The organism is Shewanella sp. Scap07, from assembly GCF_013394145.1.
Lineage (GTDB): Bacteria > Pseudomonadota > Gammaproteobacteria > Enterobacterales > Shewanellaceae > Shewanella > Shewanella waksmanii.
Window position 1 is genome coordinate 366,350 of sequence record NZ_CP041329.1, and the last position, 21,859, is coordinate 388,208.

At 44.5% G+C, this 21,859-nt stretch carries 14 protein-coding genes and 1 pseudogene; 12 read left to right on the plus strand and 3 right to left on the minus strand.

Annotated features, from left to right (window positions below; all coding sequences use genetic code 11):
* Position 1 precedes the first annotated feature (1 nt).
* Genes FLM48_RS01870 through FLM48_RS01885 form a run of 4 tightly spaced genes read left to right on the plus strand, consistent with a single transcriptional unit; the run spans position 2 to position 4,076 of the window.
* Positions 2 to 769, plus strand: a complete 768-nt coding sequence (locus tag FLM48_RS01870) for an ABC transporter ATP-binding protein (RefSeq protein ID WP_179023081.1) — start codon at positions 2 to 4, stop codon at positions 767 to 769.
* Positions 763 to 1,722, plus strand: a complete 960-nt coding sequence (locus FLM48_RS01875; protein ID WP_179023083.1) for an iron-siderophore ABC transporter substrate-binding protein — start codon at positions 763 to 765, stop codon at positions 1,720 to 1,722. Before FLM48_RS01870 ends, FLM48_RS01875 begins: the two co-directional genes overlap by 7 nt.
* On the plus strand, positions 1,719 to 3,725 hold the full coding sequence (fhuB, locus tag FLM48_RS01880; RefSeq protein ID WP_256871016.1) for a Fe(3+)-hydroxamate ABC transporter permease FhuB: 2,007 nt from the start codon (positions 1,719 to 1,721) through the stop codon (positions 3,723 to 3,725). Before FLM48_RS01875 ends, fhuB begins: the two co-directional genes overlap by 4 nt.
* A gap of 39 nt (positions 3,726 to 3,764) precedes the next feature.
* Positions 3,765 to 4,076 carry an NIPSNAP family protein gene (locus FLM48_RS01885; RefSeq protein ID WP_179023085.1) on the plus strand — a complete coding sequence of 104 codons (312 nt, stop codon included), beginning with the start codon at positions 3,765 to 3,767 and terminating at the stop codon, positions 4,074 to 4,076.
* 37 nt (positions 4,077 to 4,113) lie between these two features.
* Here the strand turns inward: FLM48_RS01885 and FLM48_RS01890 are convergent, their stop codons facing one another.
* A complete protein-coding gene (locus FLM48_RS01890) occupies positions 4,114 to 5,763 on the minus strand; it encodes a ShlB/FhaC/HecB family hemolysin secretion/activation protein (RefSeq protein WP_372847443.1) in 1,650 nt (549 codons plus the stop codon).
* A 176-nt stretch (positions 5,764 to 5,939) separates the two neighbouring features.
* Positions 5,940 to 7,160: a threonine/serine exporter ThrE family protein gene (locus FLM48_RS01895; RefSeq protein WP_028775309.1), complete on the minus strand. Its 1,221-nt coding sequence runs from the start codon at positions 7,158 to 7,160 to the stop codon at positions 5,940 to 5,942.
* Positions 7,161 to 7,544: 384 nt separating this feature from the next.
* On the opposite strand from FLM48_RS01895, the gene FLM48_RS01900 reads away from it, so the two are divergent.
* From FLM48_RS01900 to FLM48_RS01920, 5 genes are all read left to right on the plus strand, one after another.
* Complete coding sequence (locus FLM48_RS01900; RefSeq protein ID WP_179023087.1) at positions 7,545 to 8,312, plus strand: ABC transporter substrate-binding protein; 768 nt, start codon at positions 7,545 to 7,547, stop codon at positions 8,310 to 8,312.
* A gap of 28 nt (positions 8,313 to 8,340) precedes the next feature.
* Positions 8,341 to 8,745, plus strand: coding sequence for an MAPEG family protein (locus FLM48_RS01905; protein ID WP_028775311.1), 405 nt, complete (start codon positions 8,341 to 8,343; stop codon positions 8,743 to 8,745).
* 181 nt (positions 8,746 to 8,926) lie between these two features.
* Positions 8,927 to 11,254, plus strand: a complete 2,328-nt coding sequence (locus FLM48_RS01910) for a YgiQ family radical SAM protein (RefSeq protein WP_179023089.1) — start codon at positions 8,927 to 8,929, stop codon at positions 11,252 to 11,254.
* Positions 11,255 to 11,317: 63 nt separating this feature from the next.
* Positions 11,318 to 11,680 (plus strand): YkvA family protein, encoded by a 363-nt coding sequence (locus tag FLM48_RS01915; protein ID WP_179023090.1) that lies wholly within the window; start codon positions 11,318 to 11,320, stop codon positions 11,678 to 11,680.
* An 82-nt stretch (positions 11,681 to 11,762) separates the two neighbouring features.
* On the plus strand, positions 11,763 to 12,353 hold the full coding sequence (locus FLM48_RS01920; RefSeq protein WP_028775314.1) for a hypothetical protein: 591 nt from the start codon (positions 11,763 to 11,765) through the stop codon (positions 12,351 to 12,353).
* Between the two features lie 398 nt (positions 12,354 to 12,751).
* Here the strand turns inward: FLM48_RS01920 and FLM48_RS22650 are convergent.
* Positions 12,752 to 12,958, minus strand: a pseudogene (locus tag FLM48_RS22650) (hypothetical protein); the annotation flags it as partial.
* Positions 12,959 to 13,751: 793 nt separating this feature from the next.
* Here FLM48_RS22650 and FLM48_RS01925 point away from each other — a divergent pair.
* The 3 genes from FLM48_RS01925 to FLM48_RS01935 all read left to right on the plus strand — a co-directional run bounded on the left by FLM48_RS01925 (position 13,752) and on the right by FLM48_RS01935 (position 21,753).
* A complete protein-coding gene (locus tag FLM48_RS01925) occupies positions 13,752 to 14,792 on the plus strand; it encodes a polysaccharide lyase family 7 protein (RefSeq protein WP_256871017.1) in 1,041 nt (346 codons plus the stop codon).
* A gap of 264 nt (positions 14,793 to 15,056) precedes the next feature.
* Positions 15,057 to 18,095, plus strand: coding sequence for a TonB-dependent receptor (locus tag FLM48_RS01930; RefSeq protein ID WP_179023092.1), 3,039 nt, complete (start codon positions 15,057 to 15,059; stop codon positions 18,093 to 18,095).
* Between the two features lie 64 nt (positions 18,096 to 18,159).
* On the plus strand, positions 18,160 to 21,753 hold the full coding sequence (locus tag FLM48_RS01935; RefSeq protein WP_179023094.1) for a VCBS domain-containing protein: 3,594 nt from the start codon (positions 18,160 to 18,162) through the stop codon (positions 21,751 to 21,753).
* Positions 21,754 to 21,859 lie beyond the last annotated feature (106 nt).

Here is a 21,859-nt window from a genome sequence, read left to right on the forward strand (position 1 = left end):
CATGTATCAACTAAAAGATGTCAAAGTGATCCGCGAGCAGCGCACAATCTTAGATATTGAGCAGCTAAATATCGATCCTCACGCGTTAACTGTGGTACTAGGACACAATGGTTCTGGTAAATCGACTTTGGTTAACTTACTTGCCAATCAATTCCAGCCCGAGCAGGGAACCGTCACCTTAGCGGACAAAACCTTGCAGCAGTACAGTGCTAAAGCACTGGCACAAACCGTGGCTTACTTACCACAAAAATTGCCTGAAGTGGCCGGGTTGAATGTCGCCGAACTTGTTAGGTTAGGCCGTTTCCCGTGGCGCGGAACCTTAGGCCGTTGGCGCAAAGAAGATGAGCAAATCATCGCTGATGCAATGGCCGAAACCGGGGTGACGCAGTTTAAAGATACCTTGGCCGACCAGCTTTCAGGTGGTGAGCGCCAGCGAACTTGGGTGGCCATGCTGCTCGCTCAGCAAGCAGAACTTTTGATCCTCGATGAGCCCACTTCAGCACTGGATATTCAACACCAGTATCAGTTAATGGATTTACTCAGTCGCCTCAATAAAACCACAGGTAAAGGCGTGATTGTTATCTTGCATGATCTGAATTTAGCCTTGCGTTATGCCACCCAAATTGTGGCTCTTAAAGCGGGAAAAGTGGCTTTTCATGGCGATGTTAGTTTGCTGCAAGATGAGCAAAGACTCAGCGATTTATACGCCACACCAGTTACGCTTATCGACCATCCTCATCAACCACATAAGGTCGCGATTGTATGTTAGTACGCTGCCAACAAGCCCTGCTATTGATAAGTCTTGTGGCAATCACCTTATTGACTAATATCAGCCGCGCTCAAGATGTCATCGTGGTTCAAGACAGCCAAGGCCAACATACATTCGAGCATGTACCATCAAGGGTAGCAGCGCTCAACTGGGATATTGCTGAGCAAGTATTGGCACTGGGTGTCACGCCCATTGCGATGCCGGACATCGGCGAATACCGTCAATGGGTTATGAAACCAGAAGTGCCCGACAGTGTGATGGATATTGGCGGCCGTGTTGAGCCAAACTTGCAGCGTCTAGCATCACTCAAGCCGGATGTGATTATTATTGCCTCGCCACAGTTAGACTTAATGCCGCGGCTACAGCAAATTGCGCCAGTACTGTTTTTTCAAACCTACAGCGAGCAGCATGATAACGCCCAAGCTGCAATTGATAATTTTAAGCATATCGCCACTTTATTGGGCCGCCAGCAACAGGCAGAGCAACGACTGGCGCAAATGGATCAACGCTTAGCAGAATTAAAAGCACAGCTCATGCAAGCCTATGCGGGCCAGTTACCTTCCGTCACTACCTTTCGCTTTGCCAGTATGACCTCGGTATATCAATACGGTGATAACTCAACTGCGCAGTATGCGTTGCAGCGCTTGGGAATTGCGCCGGCAATCAAGCAAGGGCCGACTCAATGGGGCGTGAAACAGCAGCGACTGAAAAACCTTAGGCATATTGGTGAAGGGGTGGCTTTGTATTTCGAGCCCTTTGCCCAGGAAGATCAACTGGCGGGCAGTGTGATGTGGAATGCCATGCCGTTTGTTCGGGATGGCAAAATGAGCTCAGTGACCTCGGCGTGGAATTACGGTGGCGCGGTATCAATAGAGTATATGGCTGAGGCCTTGACCCAAAGCCTATTGGCTATTGCACCGCGTAAAACCAGTGCTACTGAGGTGACCCCATGATGGCTTCGGTGAGCTTGCGCTATCTGTTCTGCCTAGCCATCTTGTTGGTGTTCTGCGTCATATCTGCGCAAGTCGACACCCAAATTAGTTTAGCGCAGCAATGGCAGTTACTGATTCACTTCGCTGAGCGCGGCAACTTGGCTAATGACTTTGACGCTATCATGTTTGTCGAAGCGCAAATGCCGCGTATTGTGATGGCATTGATGGTGGGGGCGGTATTAGGTTTAGTCGGTAGCTTGATGCAGCAACTAACCCAAAACTCATTGGTATCACCAATGACTTTAGGTACCGCTTCCGGTGCCTGGTTGGCGTTAGTGGCGATGAATGTGTGGTTCCCAGCCTGGGTTGGCGATTACGCGCCGCTGGCGGCAACAACGGGTGCCATGCTGACCTTAGGCTTAGTGATTCTTATCGCCGGCATTAATAACTTGTCTGGTTTACCTGTGGTGCTTGCAGGTATGGCGGTTAATATCTTACTGGGCGCGGTAGCGACAGCCATTATCTTGCTTAACGATCAATACGCGAAAAACCTGTTTATTTGGGGGGCGGGTGATTTAGCACAAAACGGTTGGCAGCAAGTGCAGTGGTTATGGCCCAAGCTTATGATCGCTATTCTGATTTTTGTGTTTGCGCCGCGTATTCTAGCGTTATTACGCATGGGACAAGCCGGCGCAGCTGCCCGTGGTTTAAATATCATCCCTGCAATTTTAGGATTATTTACCTTAGGTATTTGGCTCGTGTCGGTGTCGATCACCACCGTTGGCGTGATCAGTTTTATTGGCCTATTAGCACCTAATATTGCCCGGCAATTGGGGGCTCGGACTCCCAAAGATGAGCTGCTGCTAAGTATGTTATTAGGTGCAATCGTGCTGGTAGCGACCGATGCGTTAGCAATGCTGATGAGCACGCTGACTTTCGATGTGGTGCCTTCAGGTACTGCGGCTGCCCTGATTGGCGCGCCCGCGTTAATATGGTTTACGCGACGTAAATTATCAGCGCAAGATCAGTTGTCATTTTCAATGCCTAAAAGTGCCTACCAAATGCGCGCATCTGGGGTGGTATGGATGGCTGTGGGCGTGGCGGTATTAGCAGTAGTATCGCTGCTATTTGGCCAAGCCACTATTGACGCGCATACTGTTTGGCAGTGGCAGCTACCCAGTGCTTTTGATTGGCAAGTTCAATGGCCAAGGCTCACGACCAGCATCGCCGCTGGAGCTGGTTTGGCAGTGGCTGGGGTGCTGCTGCAACGTTTGATTTATAACCCATTGGCAAGCCCCGATATTCTCGGGATATCGGCCGGTGCTACCTGCGCATTGGTCGCTGGCAGTGTGTTTATTGGGTTGAATATTTTTGATGCCGCACCTTTCATTGCATTTGCGGGTAGCATGGCCGTACTCGGCCTACTGTTACTGCTTGGCAGACGGCACCAATTTGCACCATCTATGCTGATTTTAACCGGTATTGCGTTAACGGCACTCATTGAAGCCCTAGTGCAATTTGCGCTGGCGCGCGGTGATGAAACCTCTTACACCATTTTGAGTTGGTTAGCTGGGTCGACATATCGGGTCTCTAATGTGGCGTCTTTGTGGCTGCTGTTTGGCGTAGCGGGTTTAATGGCATTTGCACTGTTGACCAGCCGCTGGCTAACACTGATTTCAACAGGCCGTGATTTTGCCAAGGCGAGAGGTCTCAATGTTCCTCGCGCATTTCTACTGCTGCTTTGCTGTGTGGCATTGCTGTGTGCGTTTGTGACAGCCACGATGGGGCCTGTGGCTTTTGTGGGTTTGCTTGCGCCGCACATGGCGGTGATGCTGGGAGCGAAAAAAGCGCAGCAGCAATTACCGGTTGCAGCCTTGATGGGAGCGGGCCTGATGATTTTGTCAGACTGGATAGGGCAGAACGTGGTTTATCCGTCGCAGATTGCGGCAGGCACTGTGGTGTCTGTTGTGGGTGGCATGTACTTTATTTTACTGCTCATCAAAGGTCAGCGAGCCAGCCGATAAGCAGGTATGCTTAGGGATTATTTTAAGGAGGAAATCACTATGGTCACCTGTTATGTGCGCTACATTATAGACCCTAAAAAAATCAGCGAATTTGAAACGTATGCCAAGATGTGGATTCCGTTAGTGGAAAAGTTCGGTGGTCAGCACAATGGTTATTTTCTGCCGTCTGAAGGTGCGAATAACGTTGCGCTAGCATTGTTTACTTTTGCGAGCTTGGCGGCGTATGAAGACTATCGCCAGCAGTCGTTAACTTGCCCTGATTGCCAGAAAGCATTTCAATTCGGCGCTGAAACCGATTGTATAGTGAGTTATGATCGCAGCTTTTTTAGGCCAGTTCTAGCGTCGAATTAGTCGATTTTTATCGACGGTTTCCCTATAAAACGGTCGCTTAAAAATGGCGTTTGACTTGGAATTGCCACTCCCATTTATCGACATTGGGGCCGGTTCTATAAGGTACGGTAAAGTTGATATGGGCCACATTACCGTAGCTTGAACGTGATGAATAGATGCGTGCGCCAATGCCAACACTGCCAATAGGGCCGTCAATGGCATTGGTTTGATAGTTGCCGCCACTCGCTTCACCCAAATCGGTAAACACCGCCCAGCCTAAATCAGCTAATTGATAAAGGTTGATATTGGGGTAGTTACGAATTTCAGTGGTGAATAGCCACTGGTTATCCCCATGTTGATAATCATTTGGGTAGCCACGCACCCCGGTTTCATCGCCAAGCGTCATGGGTTGGTCAAGGTAATTATTCTTCGAACCGGTGAGCCTGACTTTGCTATATGAGGTCCACTTAGGCGTGATGTGATAAAAATACTCCGCGCTAAACGAGGCTTTGTAGCGGTCTGCTTGGGCGGTAGCAAATACCCCTTCAGCACTAAAAGACAGTAAAGTGAGGTGATTGTGAGCTTGATAACCGCGTGATGCGTAATAGTTGATATGATAACCGAGGGGGTCACTGTCGTTGAGATCTTGGGTTTCGATGCCAAGCTTAATAAAGTGGTGCCAGCCTAAGTTAACGTCCTCATTGTGACTGATTAAGTGGATATTATTGAGCACCCTAAAATCATCATCTAGATACTCATAGGCTAACCAAGGGTAGAGAAAGTCGCGGTCTTGCGGCAACGGAGCATCAGGGTATTCGAGCACGTGGGAAAACTGATGTTTATCTTGAGTGATACCGAAAAGCAAGCGGCTGCGCGAGGTGGCATTACGGCTAATTCGTCGGCCATATTGTAGGTTTAGATAATCTATTTGGTGGGCAAACTCACGGATGTCTTCACCGTTTTGTTTGATGGTATCGGTGCGTAAATTATCAATAAAGTTAACCCCGTACATATCTAGGCTATCAAGGGTATAAAAGGGTTTGTTGAACAGCAATTGGGTGGCTTGGCCATCACTGTTGTCGTGAAAATCTACTGCGACCGTTGAATGTTTGATAAACCCATCGAGTGGCGCTTCAATAGCAAATTTGTAACCACTGCGATCGTCATCAGAAGAGTAACGCAGTCGAGTGCGGATACCGTAACCAAGCAAATTATCTTCTTTAATCCCCACCGAGAACTTACTTTCACCACCACTGTGACTCAGGCTAAAGGTTGGTAGCAGTGACCAGTTATCCCATGTCTCGACTAAAATTACTTGCTCACTGTGGTTATTTTCCTCGTTGGGATCAAGTTGGGTAAAGCTAATTTCCGCATCGCGCAGGTAAGCCTCTTTGCGCAATATGCGCTGAGCTTCTTGCAGATCTTTGACTGATACTGTGTCACCTTCGTCAAATGCCAGCTTGTTTAATATGGTGGATTCTCGGGTATTGATATGCAGGTAGTTGGCCCAGTCGTGAATAAAAAATGCGTCTTCATCGGATTCATCAAAAATGGGGTTACTGACGATAACAATTTTACTGATTTTATGTTCTGAGGCTTGGTTTAGTGCGCTGGAGGTGACCGCTGTGGTGTGGGCTTGTGGTACATCGCTCCAAGCTGCGGGGCTGAGAGTGAGCAATAAAATGAACGTACCACAGCGGCTTTTCAATATAATCCAACCATCAAATTAGGGAGACATAGGCGCTAAACACGATAAATAGGTGACCTATTAATAACAGACCGAGTTTCAGCTTTAGTCAAGGTTGGAAACAAAATAAGTAGATGATTTTACATCAACAATCACTAACTTACCCTGGGTAAGCTAGTGACTGCTGTAAAGATGAATTATAAGGTTTTACGTGGTGGTACGGCGACGTTGGCGAAAATAAGTCCAGCGATGAGTGACATAAAAATAAGGAATATTTGTGTGCCAATGTGGCTCTGGTTAAGCATGGTCTCACCCAAAATGAGGGTGTTAAGGCCGATGTAGGTTTTACTGCCGGGTACCAAGATAACAATGCCTTGCAGCAATGCGATAGACGCCGGTGCTTTCATCCACCGCGCGTACAGGTTGGAGTAGATCCCAACGGCCAGCGCGCCGAAGAAAATCCCGATTGAATCGCCCAAGTAGATGCCGCCAAGCATGGCTGAAAAGAAGGCCACGATACCGGCGAGTACTCCCCAAGGGGAATCTTTAAGGCGCGCTTTGAAAATAATAACCAGCGCCATAGAAAGAATCGGCACCGCTGACCATATCGCCCATTGCGGTAACGGTTGTGGTTCAAAGTAGATAGCTTCGCCAAAAATGGCCTGGCCGATCACCATGCCAAATATGGCGCCAAAATAGAGTTTAAACAGCAACATACACGCATCCATGATGCGGGCAGTACCCGATATCAGATCGCGAGCAGCTAACTCTGCCAAGCCTAAGGTGAGGGCTAGGCCGGGGATAAAGATAATAATTCCCGATAAAATCACCACCGGAATATTAATACTGGGGTCGTACTGGGCAATACCACAGGCCGCAATGGCACATAAAATTGCCGCTAGGGGTTCGAGGGTCTCAGCCATACGTTTAGAACGTTCGGCACGATAAACCAGCCAATAAACCATAAATCCGAGCAGTGCCGACCAAAACACATCATTCCAACTGGTGCCCATCAGCATGGCAAAAGCGCCGGCTGAGCTACCAAAGGCTAATAAAGTAAGCAGGTTGCCATAGGGATTAGGCTTGTTAGCGATCTCTTCAAGACGCTCTAACGCTTCGGCTAAAGTACGCTGCCCGGTCACGAGCTCATCGACCAGTTCATCGGTACGCGCTAGCGAGCCTAAATCTAGCTCACCGGGTCGCACGCGAGCAACATGGTTGTACTCTTGGTCGGTATCATGTTGCAGTACAAAGGTCATCGCGGTGGGAGAGATCAGGAAATAGCCGTCGATACCCAGTAAGTTGGAAACCGCTTGTAAGTGAGCTTCTAAACGATAGGCAGGGGTGCCAAATTTGTGCAAAGATTTGCCCAATTTAATGATAAATCGTCGTTTTTCAATAAACTCTTCGTTGGTCACTGGTGATACCGTCCAATAATCAAGTAGTGAGCCTAAGCTCAAGCGAGCGCATAGTAACCTATCTTGTGCCAAAAAGGTTAACGAGTTGCAGGTTTTTTTGTACCTAACACACAGAATAAAAAAATAGGCTAAATTAGCGATATTTTGCTAATTGATGGCAAATCTAACTAGGTGAAAAGTGAGGTTATCACCTATTCTTTAGTGGGCTAAGCTAGCACTTGCTAACTTGGGGTTGTTAACCTTAAGTCATAAAGCCAAAAAGTAGCGCAATACTCTAAGTAGATGGGTGGTTTCTGTTTAAGTTATTATTTTTCATATCAATTGCAAACCAATAACTTCCAGCATAAGTTAGCCTGTAATAGCAGCAAATAAACGGCGGTAATCATGGGTGAATGGGCAAGGTGTCGACGGCTATGGATATGCCTATGTATCGCTGTAGGCTGGTGCCAGTCTGCTGCCATAGCTGATAACAAGCTCATTGTGGTTGCTGAAGAAATGGCGCCCTATCAGTTTCATCAGCAGGGTGAGCTCCATGGTTTGTCGATTGAAATCATTAAGCGCTTAGACCAACTCGTAGGCCAAACGCCGGCAATTGATATTTACCCCTGGAGTCGCGCCATCTATTTGGCTAGTACTCGGCCAAACACTATTATTTTAGGGATCACCAAAACTCAGGCTCGACTCGCCCAATTTCATTGGGTAGGCGAGCTGCCATTTTGGGACGAGTTATGGATATGGACCCGCAAAGAAAATCTACAGTTAGCCTTAGATGATTGGCCACAACGGGTTAATTATCTAACGAGTTTACCCAGAGATGATGCCAATATCCCCATGCTTGAGAGTCACGGTTTTATCCGTAACCAAAACCTGTATATCACCAATGGTTTTAGCCAGAGCATCGGTTTACTAAGAAAAGGGCGGATTGATTTTATTCTTTCTGGTCGCCACTCTTTTGCCTACCTACTTGAAAAAATGGCAGATGATCATGTTATTGTAGCCCATTCACCTGTGGTGAAGTCTGCGCCGACGCCAATGGCTATTGCCATGAGCTTAGACAGTGATACTGAGCTTGTTGCGGCCTACCAAGCCGCGTTTGCAGAACTAAAACAATCAGGCGAGCTACAAGCCATTGTGGATAAATGGTTAGATTAAGCTTGCCAATGGATAACAAGGAAGACAGATGACGTTTGCTATTTCGGGGTTATATATCAGTTTAACCGCTATTTTAGTGGTGGTGTTAGCGATGCGGGTGGTTAAGTTACGCCGGTTACACAAGGTTGGTATCGGTACTGCAGATAATCGCGCACTCGAGCTGGCCTGTCGCGTCCATGGCAATTTAGTGGAGAATGCGCCATTTGTTTTGCTTTTAATGGTGGTGGCAGAATCACAAGGTCTTGCACCGCTATGGTTGCACATTGTGGGTATCAGTTGGATTGTTGCTCGCCTATTGCATGCCATGGGGCTGACTCAAGGCAATGGCGGCTATCATTATGGGCGTTTTATGGGCGGGTTAATTAGCTGGTTGCTTGTCCTTACGCTGTCTGTGGTTAATATCATTTTTTTTGCATTTAGTGCATTTTCTTAAAGGTTTGGTTGATTTTTGTTCGCCTAGAGCTGCCTGAGCCTGTTATACTCCGCGTCCATTTTAGTCAGTGATGAGGTTGTTATACTGTCGAAGTTTACCTGATTTATCGCCGCTTTTTTGTGGTGCAGGTTTATACTTAATGTTCAGATAACGACTGTAGCAGAGTTAGGCACCTAGATACATGCAAGTTGAATCGACACTATTTACCCATCCTAAATACCGCCCCGAGCAACATAAAGCGGCGCCGTTTTTACCTATGTCCCGCAAGGAGATGGATAAATTAGGCTGGGATAGTTGTGACATCATCATTGTGACCGGCGATGCCTATGTGGACCACCCCAGCTTTGGTATGGCGGTGATTGGCCGTATGCTTGAAGCACAAGGCTTTCGGGTGGGGATAATTTCTCAGCCTGATTGGTCGAACAAAAACGACTTTATGAAGCTGGGTAAGCCCAATCTGTATTTCGGTGTGACTGCTGGCAACATGGACTCGATGATCAACCGTTATACGGCTGAACGTAGACTGCGCCATGACGATGCGTATACTGCAGGCAACATTGGCGGTAAGCGACCTGATAGAGCAGTCACTGTGTATACCCAGCGCTGCAAAGAAGCCTTTAAACAAGTGCCAGTGGTTATTGGTGGCATTGAAGCCAGTTTGCGCCGCATAGCCCACTATGATTATTGGTCAGATAAAGTGCGCCGTTCGGTAATTCTGGACGCTAAAGCTGACATTCTCGTCTACGGTAATGCTGAGCGCCCTTTAGTTGAGCTGTCTCATCGTATCGCCAGCGGAGAGCCTATCAGTGCGATCCACAACGTACGTGGCACTGCGGTGATCCGTAATGAGCCTTTGCCTGAATGGAAAGGCATGGACTCGCGCAAGCTAGATCAATTACATAAAATTGACCCTATTCCTAATCCGTATGGTGCCGATGATGTAGGGTGTAAAAACCTTTCAGGCCCAACTGATGAAAAGGTGTTTGATAACGATGCACCTAAAGCCATCTCTGTGCAGCCGCCGCGACCTAAGCCGTGGGAAAAAACCTATGTACTCCTACCTAGCTATGAAAAGGTTGCAGAAGATAAGTACCTGTATGCCCATGCTTCGCGTATTTTGCATCAAGAGCAAAACCCGGGTTGTGCGAGAGCCTTATTCCAGCCCCATGCCAAGCGCGCTATTTGGGTGAATCCGCCCGCGTGGCCATTGAACACCGATGAGATGGATGGGGTGTTCGATTTAGCTTACCAGCGAGTGCCTCACCCGAGTTATGGTCAGGATAAAATTCCGGCTTATGACATGATCAAAACCTCGATCAATATTATGCGTGGGTGTTTTGGTGGCTGTTCTTTCTGTTCGATCACCGAACATGAAGGGCGCATTATTCAAAGCCGCTCGCAAGAGTCCATTGTCAAAGAAATTAAAGATATTCAAGACAAGGTGCCCGGTTTTACTGGGGTGATATCCGATTTGGGTGGGCCTACAGCCAACATGTATCGTCTAGGCTGTAAAAGTGAGAAAGCAGAGAAAACCTGCCGACGCTTATCTTGTGTATTCCCATCAATATGCGGCCATTTAGATACCGACCATCAGGCGACCATCGATCTTTATCGCGCTGCTCGAGATGTGCCGGGTATCAAAAAGGTGCTAATTGCATCTGGGGTGCGTTACGACTTAGCGACTGAAGATCCACGCTACGTGAAAGAGCTAGCCAGTCATCACGTGGGCGGCTATTTGAAAATTGCCCCAGAGCACACAGAAGAGGGGCCGCTCAACAAGATGATGAAGCCCGGCATGGGCACCTACGATAAGTTTAAAGAGTTGTTCGACAAGTATTCTGCTGAAGCGGGTAAGAAACAGTATCTGATCCCGTACTTTATCTCGGCGCATCCTGGCACCACCAATGAAGATATGGTCAATTTAGCGCTGTGGTTGAAAGGTGAGAAGTTCAAGCTAGACCAAGTACAGAACTTCTATCCATCACCAATGGCGAACGCCACCACGATTTATCATACTGAACTTAATTCACTGAAGAATGTTAAGCACACCAGTGAACAAGTCGATGTCCCCAAAGGCGGACGTCAGCGTAAGCTACACAAAGCCTTGTTACGTTATCATGACCCAGCTGGTTGGCCGCTTATTCGTGAAGCACTGACCGATATGGGCAAAACTAAGCTGATTGGTAATGGTCCAGATTGTTTAGTGCCGGCTGAATCTCGTCAAGAGCGCGAAGCAAACCGTGGTAAGCGCAAAGGTGGCGGCAATGCCAAAGCAGACGGCAGTAAAAGGGCTTTCACCCGTTTTAGTAGCGATCAATTTGCCGATAGAGAAGCTGGCAAAGGTAACAAAAAGCCTAGTCATAAACCTAAGTCAGGCAATAAGAACACGGCTAAATCCGGCGGCCAAGCTAGTGGTAAAGCGACTGGTAAAGGTGGGCAAGCTAACGCAAACAGTAAGCGCCGCCCGGCTAAAAATGCTTGGGGCACAACGCCTAAGCATCAAAGGTAGTAGTTATTTGGCGAGAAATAGGGGAATATCATTGATGTTCCCCTATTTTTTTAGGAGTTAATTATGTCTCAGCAGCACGACTCTTCAACGGGTACGCCCCACGGACCTGACGATTACAGTGATGCCAGCTTTTGGCAAAAAGTGAAACAGTTTGCTAAACAAGCTGGCCGTGAAGTGATTGATAATGCCCTGTGTCTATATTACGCGGCGCAAAGGCCCGATACGCCTAAATGGGCTAAGACAGTGATATTTGGTGCACTGGCTTACTTTATTGCACCGCTAGATGCGATACCTGATTTGACGCCCGTAGTCGGTTTTTCTGATGATTTAGGCGCACTAGCTGCTGCGTTAGCGATGGTAAGTTTATATATTGATGACGATGTCAGGCAGCAAGCTGAACAAAAATGTGCCACTTGGTTTGATTAACGCGCAGACGTTTAAGTTAATATTTATCTGTTTATGTTAGCCTCATCTATCCATCATGAATAAGATAGCTATGAGAACAACAATGACAACAACAAAAAATTCACAGCTGGCGCTGCTTCTGACCTCTGCAGCCGTTTTTGCAGCCCCTGCAATGGCAACCACCACTGAGCAAAATCAATTCTTTGATAATATTGCCGCCCATTGCGGCAAAGCCTTTGAAGGTACCGTAACCGCGGGTAACGATGCTGATTCAGCGTTCAGCGGTAAGAAGTTGGTGATGCATGTGCGTGAATGCACTGATGACCAGTTAAAAGTGCCGTTTCATGTTGGTGATGATCATTCACGTACTTGGGTGATCACCAAAACCCAGTATGGTTTGCATTTAGCTCACGACCATCGCCATGAAGATGGTAGCGAAGACAAAGTGACCATGTATGGCGGTATGACCGCAGACATGGGGAGCGCGACCGAGCAATCTTTCCCTGCTGATGCTCACTCAATCAATAACTTTAGAGAAAATGGCCTTGATGTTTCCATCACCAACGTGTGGCATATGTATATCAAACCCTCTGAATTTACTTATCGCTTAACCCGCGAAAACCGAGATTTCCGTGTCGATTTTGACTTAAGCAAACCCGTAACACTGCCACCAGTACCTTGGGGACATGAGTAATTGTCGCTGAAAGCATACATTGACATAAGATAACCATAGTCTGACAAAAATCTCGAGCGGCTGTACACTAAATATACTGGTGTTGTTCGAGATTTTTGTGCATGTATATACGGAATTTACGTAAGCCTTCGCCCAATAAAAACGTTTTTAAATTCGCGAGTGCAAAAGTGAGCGAAACAATAATGTGTGAAAGCACGTTGGAATTCGACGCATGTTTTCATCATGAATATAAGCCTTGTTGTTCTATTGGCCTTAGCGATCCCTTAGCTATGTCAGCCAATTAATTTATTATAAAATATCAATAACTTATCACCTTCTTATATTTCTGTTACTTTGCATTCTCTGTGTTGGACTTGTCATCCTTCGGCTTAAACAGTGGCGTTAGGCCGCGTTTGATTTTACTTCATTGAGCTTGTCGGTCGCGTTAGCTCATCCCCATTACTTTGTTGCCAGCACCCCTTAAATGTCATCGGTTGTTGGCAGCAAGGGCAAGGTCGTACTGCCTGAGTCCTGGTGGCTTTTTCGTGTGGCTCAAATACCGTTCCAGCCACCGCTAACATCAAGCGTATGCGTTACCGTAGCTTAGCAGCATAGCCTCGAAATAAGCACTAATGCGCCTGACAGCTTAGCTTCGTTCAACAAGAGCATTAATGACAAATCACAATCAATACGAATTATCGTACAGCTTATAGTCTGCATATTAGTTCTGAACTGTAATCTCATTACATCACCTATTGGTAATGTTTGCATTTCATTTGGTAATAATATTTGTTGCCAATTGGTAATACAGGCGCATCACTGGCTAACTTTGTTCTGTGATTTGGTTATGTTGTCATATCCATTAGTAGTGAATATCAAAACTATTCAACAATAACAGCTGGATTTCACATAAGTTGTTGTTTATTTGGTGTGTTTTTTTGTGGCGTGAAAGATGTGTCAAGCCAATGCGTTAGTCTTTTTCTATTTCATGGTTACTACCAATTCTGATTTTTGGTAATGCTTGTGGCACCATTTTGGTTGACAGGGGTGTGTTGTGGTGGTTATATTTTGTTTAGCATAATGTTGTAGGTGTAAATAAATTGTTGAGTGTGCAGTTGTGTTAGGTAAGTACGCAGCTGTGTTAGGTAAGTTATCTATGATTCTATGCATAGCAATTAATCATAGCTCTTTGATCATATACAACAAAGAGTTCTGCTTCTTTTTACAACGAAATTAGATAATTTTTGGTGTTCATTAGAAGCAAAATCTTACCTATTTTTATGACGTTTTTAAGGGTTAGTTAAGTTCATGTGTAGGTGCGCCACTATATGCTGTGCATATAGGCATTCTAAGTAAGCTGTGAAAATAGGTAAGCCGAACAATACACGAACATATTCAACAAAGAGATCGTAAATTTTAATGGATTCCAATATCAACACATATAAATCTTACCGACCTTTTCAAAAGAAAATGTGTGACGTTTTCGCTGTACTAGCTTTTGCTTTAGCTGTTTTTAGCGCATCACTCAATGCTCAGGACATTGAGGAGAATACGCTTATTCCGAAGTCACATACTAGCCTTGCTGAAGGCGTTTTACTGGGGGATTTGTCAAAACTCGATCCGCTTAAAAAGCCAGGTGAAAATTTTGACTTACTCGATTGGTCGTTAACGTTGCCAACCGATCTCAACAAAGATAAAAAAGCTGATACCGTCTATGAGAAATCATTATCTAAAGGATTCAAATTAAAGCCATTTTTTTATACAGCAGATGATGGTGGTTTGGTATTCGCTTGCCCAAACGTAGGAGCCAAGACCTCAAAAAATACAAAATATGCGAGAACCGAACTACGCGAAATGCTACGTAGGGGTAATAGTCGAATAAAAACGCGTGGCCTGACAAAGAATAACTGGGTTTTCAGTAACGCGCATGGTTCGGCGAAAGTTAAGTCCGGGGGAGTTGAAGGCAGTTTGGAAGGGACTTTGGCAATAAACCGAGTATCTACCACAGGTGATGAAAAAAAGGTTGGTCGCGTGATCATCGGGCAAATTCATGCCACTGATGACGAACCCATCCGTTTATATTACCGAAAATTACCAGCCAACTCGAAAGGGTCTATTTATTTTGCCCATGAAATAAATGGCGGTAATGATATTTGGATAAATATGATTGGCTCACGTTCTCACGCTTTGTCAGATCCTGAAGACGGCATCGCCTTAAACGAAAAATTCTCTTATAAAATTTCCGTCGAAGATGAAGTGTTGTTCGTCACGATAATCAGGGAAGGTAAGCCAAATATTACTAAGTACTACGATATGAAAGATAGTGGCTATAGTGCGAGTGACCAGTATATGTATTTTAAAGCGGGTGTTTATAATCAAAACAATGGCGGAGCCGAGGGTGATTATGTGCAAGCCACTTTCTATCATATCCATAATATACATAAAGGGTATAAATTTTAGCGCAGTCAACACATCAATTTAGAATTCGTAGCTCGTAACTACAGTTATTGGTTGTATTTTTATTAAAATTAATAGGTTAAAACTTTTGTTTGAGTTTCGTCTGTTGAAATTAATGTAACTCTAATTTCAATATAAGAATTTAATGGCAGTAATCTGCTTGCAGTAACAAATATAAGGATTTAAGGCAGTAACCTACTGGTAATAATAAATATAAGAATTAAATGGCATTAACATGCTTATTAAAATACTAAGGGGAAGTACGGTATGTCGACGAAATTCAGTAAAAAAACAAAACCCATCCATAAAATAGGGAAGTTCAAGCTTTCACCTATAGCAAAATGGATGAAGCTTGCTGCATTTACTTCTGTAACCAGTTCTTTTGCATTTTCGGCAATAGCACAAGAAGCCGAAACTGAAAATCTAGATAAAGTTGATAATGATATAGAAGTTGTTGTAATTACTGGTACACGTAAAACAATTCAAGACCAAATATCAATAAAGCGTGAATCTACCACGGTTGTTGACGGTTTATCTGCTGCAGACATTGGTGATTTACCTGCACTTTCAATTGCTGAGGCGCTAGAATCATTAACCGGTGCATCATCTCATCGTGAAAATGGTGGTGCTACTGAAATCAGTATTCGTGGTTTAGGCCCATTCTTAAGTGCCACTAACATCAATGGCCGTGAAGCGACTAATGGTAGTGGTGACCGTTCAGTTAACTTTTCTCAGTTCCCATCAGAGCTGATGCAGAAAGTGGCTATTTATAAAACACAAGACGCTTCCATGATTGAAGGTGGAGTTGCCGGTGTTATAACTCTGGAGACACTTAAGCCTTTAGATTTTGGTAAGCAACGTTTTCAGGCTGAAGTAAAAGCTAATTACAACCCAGACCAAGCAAACGTTGACAGTTCACTTCAAGATGATTTGGGCTACCGTGGAACACTAAGTTATGTTGACCAATTTGAATTTGATAACGGCCAAGCATTGGGTTTGAGTGTAGGCTTTCAACGTCAAGATATTAGCCAGCCAGAAGCTGAATATAGAAGCTCAAGCCCAACAGGTTCATCTTTGTGGGCATGTTTGAATGATCCAACCGATACCAATACCGGTTTTTTCCGTAGCTCAGCGGGCGATTGTGAAGATGAAATTATTGGCTCAAATAACCAAGGTTATAACAATGAGATTGATCCAGAAACAGGTCTTGCTGTAGATGATGGCAGAGAATACGCATGGACTGGCTCAAGCCGAAGCTTCCGTCAAAATGAAACATCTGATGAAAGAGATGCTTTATTCTTTGCTCTACAATACCAACCCTCAGAAAAATGGGATATCAATTTTGACGTGCAACTTTCAGATCGCACTCAAGCAGAAGCGCGCCATGATTTAATTTTCTTACAAAAGCGCGTTACACCGGGCGTAACGGGACAAAATCTGATCACAAACGATGTTGGCGGTATTCTACATTGGGAAGGTGAAGAACGCATCGAAGCTGCGGGCGAGCAATTTTCGCGTGAAGAAAACTATCGTGGATATGGCTTGAACGTTGAACATTTTTTCTCTGATGATCTAAAGATTAGTGTGGACCTTGGCTATTCTAAAACCAGCCGTGAAGAACTACAAATAACAAACCGAGGAAGAACGAGCTCTCGTCCTTTCTTGTCTTGGGATTTAGGTGAATATATTCCTCATTTTACAGTGACTGATTTTGATGTGACTGATATTTCCAATTTTACTGATAGCCTTCGTACTCGCCTCGACAGAGAAAATGTCCGCGACAACGAAATTATGGGTGCACGCATTGATGCTCATTATTTTCTAGACGGTGATGTTTTTAGTAGCGTTCAAGCTGGCGTTCGCGTTTCTGAGCTAACATATGTTCAATTTGGTGGCTCGAACGGTAATGGCTCAAGAACGACATATAATTTAGATGAATCTGTAACATCGGCCATTGATGTACTTGAAGGATGCCAAATAGCCTTCCCTGAGAGTGATTTTTTATCGAGTGTTTCTGACGGTGATATTATCACCCATGTTGACAGTTCAGGTAATGTTGTAGAAAGCGGTACAGGCGCTTCGTGGGCAACTTATAACAACGAGTGTTTCTCTCAAGCCGTAGCAACATCACAAGGCGGCGAATTCGCATACCCAGAGGTTACATACGAGAATGCGGGGACTATTGACGTTACAGAAAAAACTACCTCTGCTTACGCAATGCTTAACTACGACACTGAAATGTTTGATAAATTTGTTCGTGGTAACTTTGGTGTGCGTGTAGTCAATACTGATGTTAATTCTATTGGTTTTAGAGAAGGTTTTGATGTTGTCACTGATCCGGCGACAGGTATCGTCGAATTAGTACCAAACGGAACTATTGAACAAATTGAAAGTGGCGGAGATTACACTGAAGTACTACCAAGCTTTAACTTAGTTGTTGACTACAATGAAGATATTCTCATAAGGGCCGGTATTTACCGAGGTATGTCACGTGCCGATCCATCTGATATGGGTTATAGCCGTACATTTGTAACCGATGACTCTGATGACCCTACATCAGTTGAAGACTTGCTAGTGGGTGCAAATGGCTCTGGTAATCCTGAGCTTAAACCACTCATGTCATGGAACTATGACCTTGCTGCAGAATGGTACCCAAGCGACGATGCTATTGTAGCTTTAGGTGTTTACTACAAGCAATTCAATGGCGGTTTCCAACAGCAAACACAGTTAGAGACGTTTATCGTTGACGGTGTGGAAGTTTCTTTACCTATTACTAATTCAGTCACTACTGACGAAAAAAGTGACCTTTATGGTTTTGAAGCGACATTCTCGTATCGTTGGGATTTAGGCATTGGTGTGAAGCTTGGTTATAACTATGCAGACACAAACTATGAGTTTGAAGATAGTAACTACGGTGAGACCTATACGACTGATTTAGACGGTGTAACCACTCAGCTTACCGCAGGTATTGTACCACCTGCCTCAGTGCCCGGATTTTCTGAGCATGTATTCAATGGTCAGATTTACTACCAAATAGGTGATTTTGATACTGCGCTTATCTATAAGTATCGTAGCGAATACTTCCAACCTTACACTTCTAACGGCACAAGACTACGTTATGTTGATGAGGCAGGTACTTGGGAAGCTCGTGCTGCATACAAAATCAATAAACACGTTCGTGTCAAAGTTTCAGCAATTAACTTGTTCAGTGAGCACCGCAGTGATGACTTCTATACCCAAGGTAACTTGGGTCAAGTAAGTGATTACGGTCCTCGCCTGTTCGCAGGTGTCAGCTTTAAGTACTAGCCAAATCAAGTGCTTAAATAAAACAAGCTAAATCTGGAAAAAGAATCTTTTTGGAGTAATAAAAATGAATAATAAATTACTTATACCACTCATCATTGCGACAGGCCTCGTAGGGTGTGGCGGTGATGACGGTGCTGAACTTGATAGTAATACTCGCGGTAGTATAGCAATAACCGGAAGTAATTTTATCGCTGGCGAAACAATCTCTGCAGCAGCTACTGATGCTGACGGAATTCAAGCAGACACCATTACCTACGTTTGGTCAACAGGTACTATCGGCACATCTTACACTATTACTGAAGCTGACGAAGGCACAGTCATTTCTGTTTCTGCTAATTATACCGATAATGCAGGCTTTACCGAAGGTGTAGGTGCATCAACACCTACTATCAACCCAACCCTAAATGTGTCTGCGAGCATTATTAAGGGCCCTATTGATGGTGCAACTTGTGACATATTTGAAGTTGATGAAAATGGTGCTGCGGTTCTTCCTGCGCAAGGCAATGCAACCTCTGACACTTCAGGTGGCGTTACTTTTATCGACATACACTTCGAAGGTACTGGTTTAATTGCATGTACTGGCGGCACTTATACGGACGAATCAACTGGTTTAACCTTAAATGCTCCTCAACTACGATCTGTAGTGAATGTAGTTGAAAATAGTGTTCAGACTAATGAAGGAGGGGAGGAAGTATTAGTATCTCCACCTACCTATGTTGTTTCTCCTTTAACTGAAATGGCTGTTCAAAACGCGGGGAGTGATTTAAACCAGTTTGCTGAAGCAGCTGAAATAATTAATGCTCGTTTCGGTATTCGTTTTGATACTACAGAAGTGCTTCCTACTTTAGTTGGTATTGTTGAACTTGGAGCTGATGGTGCTGAAGATGCTGATAGATATGGTTCTGTGCTAGCGCTACTATCACAAGTTGATGCAGACAACGCAGACGCAGATTTATCTACCGTTATGCAAGAACTTGCTAGTGACGTCGCTGATGGCTCTTTTTCGGAAGAGTCTTTAGTGACACTTGAGACAGCACAAATTAATTTGCAAACGACTTCACAAGTTGCCAGCTATGTTGATGAGGCATTACTTGACGGAATTGGAGCCGCTGTTGGTTATAACAATGACCCTGTTGCAGCAATCATCGAAGGTGAATTTGGCGGTACTGTTCAACATACTGCTATTAATCCATTAACTGGTTCACTAACCATTATCGATCCAAACTTTGAAGAAGATGCTTTTGTTGCTCAAACTGATGTGGCACTTGATTATGGTACATTTAGTATCAGCGCCAACGGTAGCTGGTCTTACACGGTAGACACTGCAAATGACACTTTAGCGAGCCTTGAACTAGGTGAATCTGTAAGAGATTCAATCACTATCGCTTCTATTGATGGTACGACTGCTGATATTGTTATTCGTGTTGCTTCACTTACTCAAGTTGTAAAAATAAGCGATACAGGCGGCGATACGGGTGAGATTAGATTTAGCGTTGATAACCTTCGTCAAGGTAAGCTGACCGCATCTATATCTAAAGAGGTTGCGCTTGGTAGTGATGGAAATATTAAAGATGCTTATATTACGCTTTATGGCTCATCTGGTAGTTCTAGTGAATCGCTAATAGATTTGCGTATACAAGGAACTCAAACTCAAGCCGACGGCACTGTAATTGAGCCTCGTTTCTTTGTTCGAAATACTGACAGTGACGCTTACCCTGGCAATATGATCACTGCACCATTTGTTGAAGAGCAATTTTATGATGTAGACATTACATGGGACTTAGATCAAGCAGATCAAATCACAGTGACTATTGACGGTGAAGTGATTGGTGGAGGTTCATTCTCTACTGCAGCAGTTGTTGACTCTGATTATACAGGCTTAGACCAGTGGTTCGCTGATGGTGTTAAAGCTATCCAATTTAGGTTCGGTGATAATGATAGAACGATTCCTTTCGGTTCTTTCTATGTTGATAACATTGAAGTATTTTCTGATATCGCTGGCACTGCAAGCGTCTTTTCAGAAGACTTTGAAAGCTATGATGCAGGTGAAACTTTAGATGGTTCAGACAGCAAGTATGGCTTAGCTATTTACTCAGAAGTTATTGTATTTGATGCAGGTGACGGCACAGAAGAACCTACACCAGCAGTATTCTTTGATTTAACAGGAAGAATTGCAGCTGATGAAGCAACGACTACAGGTTTAGTAAGTGTACTTGACCCAGATGATGGCGAAGCATTTATTGTTCAGACAACCTTAATGGGTACATACGGTTCATTAGCAATATTAGAAGATGGCTCTTGGACGTATACCCTTGATACTGCTGATCCCACTATTGCAGCACTTGTTGTTGGTGAAAGCGAAATCGATACCTATACTATTGAATCTTTTGATGGCACTACCGCTGAATTAACAATTACTATTACAGGCACAGTTGTTGTTGATACTGGAGCAAACAATGTTGCCAGAATGGCTGATACATCATTAACGGCTGATGCTGAGTTGCGTTTAACATCGGATGGAATTGCTGAAGGCTCTATTTCTACAACCATTAAGATACAAGCCATTGCTGACTTCACTGCTACACCAGGTGTTTCTGAAGATAATACCGCTTATATTAGTATTTATGGTGGCTCTGCCTCTTCAAGTAACCTAACGGGCGAAATTATCTTTAGTAATGATGGTAGTGTTAAATATCGTGATTCATCTAAATCGCAGCAAGTCATTGATGGCTTAACGCATGTAAATGATACGGACATTGATGTAGTGCTTGAATGGACTGCTACAGGTTATTCTGTATCAATTGATGGCGGCACTACCTTCTACGGTCCTTATGAAGCAATCAATACAGGTACAGCGACAGAAACGTATCAAGTTCGTATTGGTAGCTCATCGAAAGAGTCAGCAAAAGAGTTACTCGCTGATGATATCGTCATTGCTGATGAGAGCGATATGGCAGTGCTATCTGAAGACTTCGAAGCTTATGTTGATGGTGAAGATTTAAGTACAACTTATTCAAGTTCTGCTGAAGCAACTGTTAAGACCATAGCGGGAAGTAGTGTAAATAAAGTTGCCCGAATGGCGGACACATCATTAGACGCTGACGCTGAGTTGCGTTTAACATCGGATCCACTTGCTGAAGGCTCTATTTCTACAACCATTAAGATACAAGCCATTGCTGACTTCACTGCTACACCAGGTGTTTCTGAAGATAATACCGCTTATATTAGTATTTATGGTGGCTCTGCCTCTTCAAGTAACCTAACGGGCGAAATTATCTTTAGTAATGATGGTAGTGTTAAATATCGTGATTCATCTAAATCGCAGCAAGTCATTGATGGCTTAACGCATGTAAATGATACGGACATTGATGTAGTGCTTGAATGGACTGCTACAGGTTATTCTGTATCAATTGATGGCGGCACTACCTTCTACGGTCCTTATGAAGCAATCAATACAGGTACAGCGACAGAAACGTATCAAGTTCGTATTGGTAGCTCATCGAAAGAGTCAGCAAAAGAGTTACTCGCTGATGATATCGTCATTGCTGATGAGAGCGATACTGCAGTGCTATCTGAGGACTTCGAAAGTTATGCTGTGGGTGACGATCTAAGTACGATTTACTCTAGTTCTGCCGAAGCAACAGTGCAACAAGACTAATCAACTTGCAGCGACAAGTAACCCAAACACTGGTATGTTGAGACCGTTGTACGCTTAACTGATTAGGTTTGCGCCAAGCGTTAAATATATATGAGATGGCCTTTAT